Here is a 12,240-nt window from a genome sequence, read left to right as displayed (position 1 = left end):
CGTACCGGCTTCTCCCGTCTTTCCTGGTTGTGCCAACATCGGCGACGAACCTTCCTCCCGCTCCGCCCGGATGCCCCTCGAGGACGAGGGAGGAACGAGAACCGATCCGGCCTGTCACACGTCTGAGAGAACATCGTGAAGTTCGAGTTGATCGATCTCCCAGAACCGACGCCCTCCTCATCCGACGAACCCACCGAGCACGAGCCGGGCCTCCCCCCGGTGAGGGTCGTCGCGGAGCGGGCCCGCGGGCGTGTGCGCGCGGAGTCCGAGGCCCTCCGCGTCACCCTCGACCGGATGTGGGAGTCCATCGCCTCATCCGATCCAGAGCACACACCTTCGGCATCCACCCCCTCTGTGTTACCGACCGGCTTCCGCCCCGAAGCCTTCTCACGCCGCGATGACTGAGGCACCGCCACGAACACGAGAGGAGACGTTCCATGTCCAAGTGGAACCTTGATACCGAGGCCGTGGGCGTCGTCCTGGAGACCGTCGCCGGCCACTTCGGCGAAGAGGGCAGTGGAGAGGGCTTCGTCGGTATCTTCGACGAGCTCCAGGACAGCCTCGAACAAGCCGGCGAGTACTCCAAGGACGACGCCGTCAACATGGCCCTGATGGAGTTCGCCGGACACTACTTCGGAGTCCTGGGCGGCATGGCGTCACTGACCACGTCCGCCATCTCCGGTGCCACCCAGGCCACCATCCATTACATCGAGGGCGATCTGGAGAACGCCGAGGAAGCACAGAGGAACGCGGGTGTGATCCCCGACCCCGAGCCCTAGCCGGCTCCGTTCCGCTCCGGCCGATCTCACCCCGACACGAACCCCTCCCTCTCGGGACCGGCTGCTCCGCCCCGTCAGCCGGTCCCCACTCTGGAAACCCCATGGTCCTCCTTTGACAGATGATGGTGACCCCCCTTGTCGAATCTGATCGATCCGAACTCCTTCCCCATCCCCGAGACCCTCACCCATTCACTCGACTACGTTGCGGGCAGGCTCACGCGCCAGGGCGATGAGCTCACCACCGTGGTCGGGGACATCACCAGCTCGTGGAGCGGTCTCGAAAGCTGCTACTCCGCGCCCGAGAGTGCCGACCTGCTCACCGTCCTCAGCCCGCTCACCGGTGACGCCGAAGAGGTCTCCACCGCCCTCTCCACCACGGGCGACGCGCTCAGCGCGTTCGCCGAACGCGTCGCCGAGATCAAACAGGACTGGTACGCCCTGCGGACCGAGGCCCGCGAGTTCCTGAGCAGTATCGATTACGGGGAGAAGGAGGGCTGGCGCGACGGCAGCGGGTTCTGGTTCTGGAAGGAGGAGAGCCCCGACGTCGTCAAGCACAATGAACTCTTGGAACGTCGAGACGCGCTGGTCCTCGCTTATGAAGAGGCCGCCCGCGACTGTGCCAACGCCATCACCTCGCAGTTCGGCGGCACCGAGTTCGTCGCCGGTTCGACAGACGGGACCCCACCCGCGGAAGGCCAATTCGCGTACGGGTTCGACGGGGCGGTCGATCTGCCCCCGGAGTGGGGGAGCCCGCAGGACACCGACCACGCCTGGTACAACGACGCCGGCGACGCCGTCGGCGACTTCTTCGTCGGTATAGCCGAGGACGCGGGCGGCGCGATCGGTATCCACAGCGCCACCAACGGCTGGTTCGGCGCCAGTTGGGGGGACAACCTCGCCGAATACTGGGGGGACGCCTTCTACGGAGCGGCCGCCATGGCCGGTTTCAGCCGCGACGAGGAGGGCTGGGGCTGGTCCGGTTCCACGATGAAGGACTCCTGGCGGGACGCCGCGCACGCGATGGTGCCGTGGGAGGAATGGGGCGAGCGGCCCTGGTACACCATCGGCACCGCTGCGCTCAACATCGGCTCGGTCGTGGCCGGTGTCGCCCTCAGCGCCACCGGTGTGGGCGCTGTCGTGGGCGCTCCGTTGCTGGCCTGGCGGGGTTCGAAGGTGCTGAGCTCCGTGGGCGGCGGCCGCACACCGGACCTGGACACCCCGGATACCCCGGACACCCCCCGACTCAGTCAGGCCGAACTGGCACGGATACCCCGCTACGGCGACGGGCCCGTCACCCCGGTGGACCTGAGCGGAGTGGACGCCGCCAAACTCGACACCTCCGCGCTCGGCCGGATGAACGAGTCCCTGGAACGGCTCTCCACCGCCCGCAGCGGTGGCGGCGACGGCAGTGGCACGGGCAGACCCGGCGGTTCCGAGACCGACACCCAGGGGACCGGCGCCCGCCCCACCACCGCGGGCAACACACCCGACACGGAACGCACCGAGCGGCGCTCCCCCGTCGGCCGCAAGGACGACGAGACCGAGAACCCCACCGCCGGACAGCTCGAGGACACCCAGGACTTCCTGGACGGCATCGACCAGGAGTCGACCAACTCCGTCCGCGAGGGCGCCCAGCGGGAACAGGACAAGTGGGTCGCCGAGCAGACCGTCCCCGACGACGCGTCGAGCCTCTACGACACCCCGGTGCAGCGCTACGAGAGCGAGCCCGCCCGCGTCGAGGCACCGGTTCAGGAGAAGGTCGGAGCCGGTGTCGGGGCTGAGGGCGGAGGCCTCAAGGTCAACGCCCACAGCGACAACGGCCACGTCAACGCCAGCACCGATACCACCGGCTCCCCCATGGACACCCCCCGCACCGGCGGTAGCGGTGGACACCACCTTCTCGGCTCAGAATCCGGCCGTGGCGGCACCCTCGGCGGCAACGGAAGCAGCGGGGGCGGTGGCGGTACCGGCGGCCCCGGCAACGGCAACGGTAATGGCGGCGTCCCGGGTGGCCGGCTCCCCGACGACCCCAACTCCTCGGACCGCCCCAACGACCGATCCGACGCTGAAGACCGCCCCAACGACAGGACCGACACCGACGATCGGCCCAACGACAAGTCCGACTCGGAGACCCGCCCCGACGGCACGACCCCGGTCAGGGATCAGGACCAGGGCGACAGCGGGCGAACCGACGACTCCTCCTCCGACAACGGCGACAAGCCCGAACGGCGCCCTGACCGGGATGAGGAGAGAAGACAACAGAGGATGGAGCGGGCCGAGAAGTACATCAGGGACCTATACGGAAAAACAAAAGAAGCATTCATTAATGAATTTGTCGACCGAGTCAACAAGTTCACCGAACTCAGGGAGATTTTCTACAGAAAGGACGGCATCAGACATAGCATTGACGACAAAATCGATGGGCACACGATCCCCGAGCTATACAGGGACGAGAACGGAGTCTTCAGAACCAAGGATACAATCCCAACAGGGCCCAATCCGACATACATATCTCAAGAAAAGAAGATTCTCTTCCCGGCCGACCCAAATGATCCAAAGAAGCCCGAACTAGATGATCTGGCACAAAAGAGACTCGATGCAATCCACGAAAACAACAATAAAACTACAAGCACGAACGAGGACGGAAAATCCATCAATGGCCTAATGTCCTCGGCCTCAGAGACCTACGGCGAGGTATCCGCAAATCACTACGCGCCGAAGATTTTCGACGGACAGACTACTGTTTCAGTAAAAACCCCCAATCCTTGGGGAAACAAAGAAGAGATCATACTACCCAAGGTCGAGGAAGGGAATCTTCTCGAGAGACTCGAGTCTCCCCCGGGCGGGAAAAACTACCAATTCGATATGATCCATTGGCAACCCCAGGACATATTCGTTATCACTGAAGCAAAGGGAGATATTGACACATCCCTGGGGCACCGAAAAGTCGAAACACCGAGAGGCGAAAACACCGAAGCAACCACAGAAAGCCGGAACTCCGGAACAACCGAAGAAAACGGGTCAGGCCCCCACACCGTACGACACAAACAAGGAACCTACCCGTACCTCCGGGCGACAATATCAGAAATGCTCAGAAGAGGAGACACTCCCAACGCCCCAAAGGACACGAGCGCAGATCTTTCAACCACAGGTAAAATCAATGAGATGCACCTGGCAGAAAAACTACTCGAAGCCCTCGACAAAGGCAACCTCTACTACGCAGAGGTCAAGGGCGTGACCACAGAGGACGGAAAACACGGCGGAGTCGCGTACAGCCTCTACGACGTCTACCAAAAATAACAACTAGAAGGATTGTAGAACTTGCTCTCTGACATCCCCAAGCATGACACCGGAAAGCCGCATTTCTGGGACTACATGGAGTTCTTTGAAAAAAGGATAGAAAAAAGAGTCTCTTGGCTGATAAATAGCCCAATGATGGCCGGTATGGCCATGGACGCCGTCGGCCTAGAGTCCTTGAATTATCTGTCCGTCGACCGCAGGGCCTCAGAGATTACGACTTGGGAGGCCTGGACCACCTGGATGCAGGTCGCCGAAGCACCCTTCGCCATGTGCACTCTGGAGCCGGGGCAGACCACAGAACGCCTCATCAACCAGAAGACCCGCACCCTGAAATACCTCCCACCCAGCAACGCATGCGATGCCGGAGGTTGGTTGACCGCCTTCTTTCTCGCCGTCACCTGCCGGGATGAAAAGCGCGTCTTCTCCCTTTGCCAGATCTCTCCAGAGTTCCTACGTGAGGCCTCCGAGATCGAGGGAGGAGGTTACGACGATTACATCTATCCCTGGATCGCAGCGGTTCAAGATTTCATCCTCGATCGCCCCACTCTGGGCGAGAACCTCTACCAGGCCATGGATCTTTCCCAGCCGCAGAATGCCACCATCAGCAGGGCCGAGGTTCTGGATTCACTGGTCTTTCCGGTGATGAACGCCTTCTATCGATTTGTCCAACAGGACACCGCTAAGTTCAACGAGGCCATGGAACAAGGCCTACGCCTCTTCCACTCCTACTACACCGCCGATGAGGAACGAGCCGAGAACATCTACGGAACCATCCCGACCCACCTCTTCGGAATCGCCTGCCTGGCCTACGACCTCGCCCAGGTAGTGCCCGACTTCAACCCCGACCTCGACACCCCCTACTTCCCCGTACATATCCTCCACCGAACCCGCCGCAACGACATTCCTATCTGACCCGAAATTCCGAAGGAGTGAAAGCACCGGCCAACACGAATTAGCCCCTATGGCTTGACTGAAATCAACGAAGCCTCAAAATACCCGAGACATCCTTGATGGATGCCTCTCCCACCTCGACCCCGCTCTTTCACCAGAGGAATCGGGAGACGCCTCCTGGTGTCATGCCATGGCATGACACCAGGAGGCGATCATTATTTTCTATTGCCATCGAATCTTTATAATGGGGAGAATACAATGACGAGAGCCCCTCCCCTCCTCTAGGAAGAGACCGAATTGCTAGCCGACATCCCCAAGCATGACACCGGAAGGCCACACTTCTACCGGCTCATGGAAGGTTTCCCAGAAGAAGCCGAGGGCGAGGTACAGAGCCTGATCGGCAAGCCCTGGCTGGCCGGCATGGCCGGAGACCTACTCCGCTCGAACGCCATGACCTGTCTGGCGATGGACCCCAGGGCTGCGGAGATCCTGACCTGGGAGACCTGGACCACCTGGATGCAGATCGCCGAGGCACCCTTCGCCATGTGCGTCCTGGAACCGGACCAGACCACCGAACGCATGATCAACCAGAAGACCCGCACCCTGCACCACCTACCCCTCGGCTACACCTGCGGCGCGGGCCCCTGGCTGAACGCCTTCTTCCTGGCCCTCACCTGCCGAGACGAGCAACGCGTCGCCTCGCTCTGCCAGATCTCCCCGGAGTTCATCCGTGAGGCCAGTGAGCACAACGGCGGAGCCTATGACGAGTACGTCTACCCCTGGATCGCCGCGTTGCAGGACTTCATCCTCAACAGGCCCACCCTGGGCGAGAACCTCTACCAGGCCATGGACCTGTCCCGGCCGGAGAACGCCACCATCAATGACGCCGAAGGCCTGAACTCGCTGGTCTTCCCGGTGATGAACTCCTTCTACCGGCTCGCCCAACAGGACACCGCCAAGTTCGACGAGGCCATGGAACAAGGTCTCCGTCTCTTCCACGCCTTCTACACCGCCGACGAAGAACGAGCACGGGAGGAAGAGGGCACCATCCCGCTCGCCCTCTTCGGAATCGCCTGCCTGGCCTACGACATGGCCCAAGGCACCGACTTCAACCCCGACCTCGACACCCCCTACTTCCCGAAGCACATCCTGGAGCGCTCCCGTCACGGTGAGATGCCCATCTGACCCTTCGCCCGCCGATGTCGCACGCGGTCGCCGAGGGCGGAGGGGCAGGCGTTAGCGTGAGCGTTCAGCCCCTGTCCTCCCACCCCGCCGAGCCCTGAGGAGCCCCCTTTGAGCCGCAACGTGGTCGCCTTGGTGCCCACCGCCCCCGACCGACGTGCCCTGATCCACGCGCTCGCCGCCGCCGACCGGGATCTGCGCGTGCGGATGGTCGCCGACGGCGCCCTGGTGGAGCTCCTCGACGAGGAGGGCCGGGTGGTGGCGAGTATGCAGGCCGCCCAGCGGTTGACCCTGGCGACGGAGGCGGATCGTCTGCTCGCCTCGGAGATCGCCGACGACCTGCCCGCGCAGCCGTACTGGGTGGAGGCGCGCGGGACGCATCTTCCCGGGGTGGACCCCACCGGTGTGGTGTCCCGTTTCGCGCGTTCCCTCACCGATCGGCTCGGTGGTGTGGTGTGGACGCCCGAGCCGGCGCTGCCGTCCCCGGCCCCCTTCCTGACCGGCTCTTCCGAGCGGCCGGCGATCGCGGCGGTCACCGAGCGGGCCGCGGTGATGGTGGAGGACCGTCCCCTGGTCCCGCTGTCCCCCTGGGTGGTGGACGCCATGTCCCACCACTCCCAGGAGGAGACGGGGTTCCAGCTCCTCACCCCGCATACCGCCCGTCTCACCCACGCCCTGGCCAGAACCCTGCGTTCGCCCGCCGCCCGTTGGGTGGTCCAGGCCCCCGGGAACCGCTACTACGACGGTTTCTCCGGGCTTCCGCTGCGTTGGGACGAGCGGGAGGCGTTCGTCGTGGACCGGGAGGCGGCGGAGGAGGGCCCGCTCGAGGAGTACCGGCCCGACCGGGCCGATCACGCCTCCCAGCTGCTCGTGGATCTGACCGTGGAGCATCCCGCCGAGAACGGGCTGGTGTTGGGCGAGGCGGTGGAGCTGATCGGCGAGATCCTCGCCGGGGCCGGCCCGGCGGTCTGGGGTACGGCCGAACCGCTCACCCAGGAGTGGCGCCGCGCGGTGTTCACCCGGACCGTCCGGATGAGGGCGCCCCGCCCCACGCTGGCCGTGTTCTCCGGGCTTCGGGGTGAGGGGGTCCGCCCGTTCGAGGGGACGGTTCGGGTCAGCCGGACCGCCTCGGGGGTACGTGAGGCGATCTCGTGCGTGATCGGTTTCCCCGAGGGTGAGGAGCACGACCCGTCCGCGCTTTCCGCTCTGGTCAAGGCGCTCACCGAACGGGAGCTGCTGCGGACCTTGACGGTGCACCGGCTGCACGGCCGATCCGACCTGACGTACGCGCCGCACTGGGTGGGGCCGCCCATCCCGGTGGGGATCGCGTTGGGGGTGGAGGCGGTGTCCGAGGTCGGCACCGAGCACGCGGTCAAGGCCCCGGTCCGTCCGGTCCCCTTCGGTTCTCCGATGGCCCCGGCGCTCTGGTACTCGGTGGGCACGGGGATCGAGGAGGAGTCCTGGCCGCGGTTCCGGGCTCTGATGACGCATCTGACCCCCGACTCGGTCTCCTCACCCGGGTCCTCCTCCGAGAACGCACCCGCTCCGGGGGACTGACCCCGGGCGCCGTCGGCCGTGCGTCCGGGAGAACGCTCCGCCCGGCGTCTCCCCTTCCATGACGGAAGGCCCGCGGAGTCCTGTTCGGTAGGGTTCTCACGAACCCCCGGGCGCCGCCCCGTCTCAGCCCGCCCACCCCCGTCAGGCACCGCCGAGAGGAACGCCGATGAGCCTTCGCGTCGTGCACCGCCCAACACGCACCGTGCACCCCGCACCGGCGCAGGAGCCCCACGAGGTCGAGGCCCCGCCGACCCTTCCCGACGGCAAGGCGCAGGGGAATCCGCTGATGACCATCATGCCGGTGGTCGGCATGATGGTGTCGATGACCGTCATGATGGTCATGCGCAACCCGGCGTTCATCGCGTTGGGCGGTGTCATGTTGGTGGTGGCCCTGCTCGCGGCCGCCGCCATGTTGTTCTCGCGCCGTGGACAGGTCGGCCGTCAGCGCCGTCAGCAGCGGGATCTCTATCTTCAGTACCTGGAGGAGCTGCGCGAGGAGCTCACCGGGTGGGAGCGGTCGACCCGTTCGCACGCCCGACTGTTGGATCCGCCGCCGGAGGCCCTGTACGACGTGGTCCGTGATCCCACCCGGTTGTGGGAGCGTCGCCGTAGGCACCGCGACTTCCTGCGCGTGCGAGTGGGGACCGGTCTCACCGAGGGGCGTCCGCTGCGGCTGGCCGAGCAGGGCACCGCGCTCACCCCCACCGACCCGTTCATGCTCTCGGAGGCTCAGACGGCGATCCGGCGGTTCGAGACGATCCCCGACATGCCGCTGACGTTGCCCTTGGACATGGCCGGGGACGTGAGCGTGGTGGGTGAGCGCGAGGACGTCATGCGGCTGGTCCGGGCGCTCATGGCCCAGTTCGGCGCCTTCCACGCGCCCGAGGACGCCGGGCTCGCGGTCTCCTATCCCGAGGAGCGCGCCGAGGACTGGGCGTGGCTGCCCTGGCTGCCTCAGGTGTTGGACCCGCAGCGGCGCGAGGGCGGGGCGGCGGTCCGCCTCATCGCCCCCACCCCGGCCGAGCTGGGCGGTCTGCTCGCCGACGAGCTGCGCGCGCGCACCGACTTCGCGTCCGAGGTGCGACGGGGTATGGGCAAGCGCGAGGCCTATCAGATGATGCGTCGTCTCCTCGTCGTCCACGACACCCACGGCGAGGTCGCCTCCGAACTCGTGCGCCCCGATGAGGCGGTCGACCCCGGTTCGCTCGCGGTCACCGTGCTGCACCTGGTTTCCCGACAGGTGGACGAGCCCGGGGACGTGAACGTGCGGATCACCGTGGAGGGCGACCGGATCCGGATGGAGGAGCTGCGCGGCTCCGACCCCGTGGTGACCGTCGGCACCCTGGACGATGTCTCCGACGCCGTGCTGACCGGTCTGGCGCGCATGCTGGCGCCGCTGAGGCTGTCCCCGGAGTCGGTGGAGGAGACCGCCCAGGAGGGCGGCTCGGTGGACTTCCCCGCGATGATGGGCGTCCAGGATCCGGGTGCGATGGACGTTCCGAGGATGTGGTCGCCGCGGAGCGAGCGGGCCTTCCTGCGGGTGCCCATCGGGATGGACGACATGGGGCGCCCGGTCATCCTGGACCTGAAGGAGTCCGCCCAGTTGGGCATGGGCCCGCACGGGCTGTGCGTGGGCGCGACCGGTTCGGGTAAGAGCGAGATGCTGCGCACCCTGGTGCTGGCGTTGGCGGCCGGGCACTCGCCGGAGCAGGTCAGCATGGTGCTGGTCGACTACAAGGGCGGTGCCACCTTCGCGCCGTTCGAGAGCATGCCGCACGTGGCCGGGGTGATCACCAACCTGGAGGACGACGCGGCCCTCATCGAGAGGGTGTACTCGAGCCTGTCGGGCGAGGTGCAGCGCCGGCAGCAGGTCCTGCGCGACGCCGGGAACGTCCCCAATATCGGTGACTACCTCTACAAGCGCCGGCACGATCCGAGTCTGCCGCCTCTGCCGCATCTGCTGGTGATCATCGACGAGTTCGGTGAGCTGCTGACCGCCAGGCCCGACTTCATCGACCTGTTCCTGTCGATCGGCCGGATCGGCCGCAGCATCGGTGTGCACCTGTTGCTGTCCAGCCAGCGGATCGAGAGCGGGAAGCTGCGCGGTCTGGAGACGTACCTGTCGTACCGGCTGGGGTTGCGCACGTTCTCCGAGGAGGAGAGCCGCACCGTCCTCAACACCCCCGACGCCTTCCATCTGCCCTCGCTGCCCGGCTTCGGGTATCTGAAGGTGGACACGAGCGTGTACCAGCGGTTCAAGGCCGGGTACGTGTCGGGGGCCTACCGAGGCCCGGTGGCCGAGGAGGAGCCGGACGAGGGGCGGCCGTCGGTGCGCCTCTACACCGCCTACAACGAGGACCCGGAGGAGGCGGTGGACACCGGGGGCGGCGCGCAGGAGGAGAGCCCGATGCCCTCGCGCACCGTCGGCCCGACCCTGCTCGACGTGATGATCTCGCAGTTCGGCCGACACGGGGATCCGGCACGGTCGATCTGGCTGCCGCCGTTGCCTCACGCCGCGGCCCTGGACACGCTCGTGGGGGCTCCCGAGCGCGGCGACTCCGGGCTCCGGCTGCCCGGGGACCGCGAGGCGCTGCACGTGCCGATCGGCCTGTTGGACGACGCCACCAAGCAGTGGCAGGGCGTGTGGGAGCTGGATCTGACCGCCTCGGGCGGGCACGTCGCCGTCATCGGTGGCCCGCAGAGCGGTAAGACGACGTTGCTGCGCACCCTGGTGCTGTCGCTGGCGATGACCCACACCCCGCAGCAGGCCGCGGTGTACTGCCTCGACCTGATGGGCGGCGGTCTCCAGGCGTTGTCGTCCCTGCCGCACGTGGGCGGGGTGGCCGCGCGGACCGACGGCGAGCGGGTGCGGCGGACCGTCGAGGAGGTCCAGGGCATGCTGGAGCACCGTCAGGAGGTGTTCCGGGAGCGGGGCATCGACTCGGTGGCCCAGCTGCGTCGCAGGCACGCGCGCGGTGAGGTGCCCGAGTTGACCAGCGCCGACGTGGTGCTGGTCATCGACGGGTTCGGTGCGCTGCGCAAGGACTTCGAGGACGTCGACACCATCGTCAACGATCTGCTCCAGCGCGGTGGCGGGTACGGGGTGCACGTGGTGGCGGGCATGTTGCGCTGGAACGACGTGCGCATCGCCGTGCAGTCCAACTTCGGGCAGAAGCTGGAGCTGCACCTCAACGACGCCTCCGAGTCCACGATCGACCGCAAGCTCGCCGAGACCATCAGTGCGAAGGCCCCCGGGCGGGCACTGTCCGACTCGGAGTTGTTCGGTCAGGTGGCGTTGCCCCGCATCGACGGGGTGGACACCGACGACGAGCTGGGCGAGGCCGTGGAGAGCGCCGTCCGGGAGATCGACGGCGCCTGGGCGGGCCGTCGGGCGCAGAGCGTTCGGGTGCTGCCGCACCGCCTGTCGGCGCGGACCCTGCCCACCCCCGAGTCCGAGTCGCGTCTGGTGCCGATCGGGGTGGACGAGCGGGCCCTGGATCCGGTGATGCTGGATCTGTTCGATCGGGATCAGAACCTGCTGGTGCTGGGGGACGGCGAGTGCGGCAAGACCAACCTGCTGCGGCTGATCGCGGAGGGGCTGGTGGCCCGCTACTCGTCGGACGAGGTGGTGTTCGCGGTGATGGATCCGCGGCGGACCCTGCGCGAGGTGGTGCCCGAGCCGTACATGGGCGGGTACGCGAGCAGCCCCAAGGTGTGCGCGGGGCTGGCCGCCGGTGTGGCCAAGGAGGTGGAGGCGCGGGTTCCCGAGGACGGCGACCTGGACGCCTTGGAGCCGGGGTCGATCAAGGGGCCGCGCATCGTGGTCCTGGCCGATGACTACGACGTGCTCACCACGGCCGGTCAGAAGCCGCTGGCCCCGTTCGTGCCGTTCGTGTCCAACGGACGCGACATCGGCCTGCACTTCGTGGTGGCCCGGCGGGTGGCCGGCGCCGGGCGGGGGATGTTCGACCCTCTGGTGCAGGCGGTCCGGGAGATCGGGACGAGCGCGCTGATCATGTCCGGCGACCGTTCCGAGGGCCAGCTCCTGCCCCGGCTGTACGCGAGCGCGCAGCCTCCCGGCCGTGGCCGGTGGGTCCGCCGCGGTGGCAGCCCCCACCTGATCCAGACCGCTCTTCGCGACGAGGACTGAGGAGCGGGTCGACGCCCCGGGTTCAGGCCTGGCCCCCGGGCCTGTCTCCGGGGCCGAAGGTGCGGTAGGGGTCGGTGGCGTAGGAGGGGGCCGGGATGTGGAAGGGGCCGTTCGGCGGCATCGTCGGACGGGCGGGTTCCGGCCGTTCTCGGGGCGCCGAGTCCCACGGGGCGGCGACCGGTCGCTCGCCGTACCGCGTATCGGCTCCGGGGCCGGTGTTCCACCGGTCGGACCGGCCCGCAGTGGGTGCGGGCCGTCCCGGAGGGTTCTCCCCGGGGCGAGGCCGCGCGTTGAGGAAGGCGTCGGCGTAGACGTCGCCGGCGATGACCGGTGGCCGCCGGGGCGGCGTGGGGGCCGATGGCCGGGGAGGCAGAGGTCGTG

At 67.0% G+C, this 12,240-nt stretch carries 6 protein-coding genes; all 6 read left to right on the top strand.

Features of this window, described 5'->3' with window-relative positions; all coding sequences use genetic code 11:
* Nucleotides 1-437: 437 nt before the first annotated feature.
* The 6 genes from D451_RS0110830 to D451_RS0110805 all read left to right on the top strand — a co-directional run bounded on the left by D451_RS0110830 (nucleotide 438) and on the right by D451_RS0110805 (nucleotide 11,859).
* Entirely contained in the window at nucleotides 438-779 is a 342-nt protein-coding gene (locus D451_RS0110830; protein WP_017534411.1) for a DUF6507 family protein, read from the top strand.
* A 135-nt stretch (nucleotides 780-914) separates the two neighbouring features.
* Nucleotides 915-4,079, top strand: coding sequence for a hypothetical protein (locus tag D451_RS26405; RefSeq protein ID WP_017534410.1), 3,165 nt, complete (start codon nucleotides 915-917; stop codon nucleotides 4,077-4,079).
* Nucleotides 4,080-4,100: 21 nt separating this feature from the next.
* Nucleotides 4,101-4,991, top strand: coding sequence for an immunity 49 family protein (locus D451_RS0110820; RefSeq protein WP_026124982.1), 891 nt, complete (start codon nucleotides 4,101-4,103; stop codon nucleotides 4,989-4,991).
* Nucleotides 4,992-5,321: 330 nt separating this feature from the next.
* Complete coding sequence (locus tag D451_RS0110815; protein ID WP_017534408.1) at nucleotides 5,322-6,155, top strand: immunity 49 family protein; 834 nt, start codon at nucleotides 5,322-5,324, stop codon at nucleotides 6,153-6,155.
* A gap of 108 nt (nucleotides 6,156-6,263) precedes the next feature.
* The gene (locus D451_RS0110810) at nucleotides 6,264-7,709 is read left to right on the top strand and encodes a DUF6177 family protein (RefSeq protein WP_017534407.1); all 1,446 of its coding nucleotides are present in this window, start codon (nucleotides 6,264-6,266) and stop codon (nucleotides 7,707-7,709) included.
* A 166-nt stretch (nucleotides 7,710-7,875) separates the two neighbouring features.
* Nucleotides 7,876-11,859 (top strand): type VII secretion protein EccC, encoded by a 3,984-nt coding sequence (locus tag D451_RS0110805; protein ID WP_017534406.1) that lies wholly within the window; start codon nucleotides 7,876-7,878, stop codon nucleotides 11,857-11,859.
* The last annotated feature ends 381 nt before the right edge of the window (nucleotides 11,860-12,240 follow it).

This window comes from Nocardiopsis alba DSM 43377 (genome assembly GCF_000341225.1).
In the GTDB taxonomy this organism is placed as follows: Bacteria; Actinomycetota; Actinomycetes; order Streptosporangiales; family Streptosporangiaceae; genus Nocardiopsis; species Nocardiopsis alba.
The sequence above is the reverse complement of the archived record's forward strand: the minus strand, read 5'-3'. Positions and strand labels throughout refer to the sequence as shown.

Bases quoted from the DNA above. Each gene is read 5' to 3' on its own strand.
- D451_RS0110830 (WP_017534411.1), top strand. From the start codon at position 438: ATGTCCAAGTGGAACCTTGATACCGAGGCCGTGGGCGTCGTCCTGGAG.
- D451_RS0110815 (WP_017534408.1), top strand. From the start codon at position 5,322: ATGGAAGGTTTCCCAGAAGAAGCCGAGGGCGAGGTACAGAGCCTGATC.
- D451_RS0110805 (WP_017534406.1), top strand. From the start codon at position 7,876: ATGAGCCTTCGCGTCGTGCACCGCCCAACACGCACCGTGCACCCCGCA.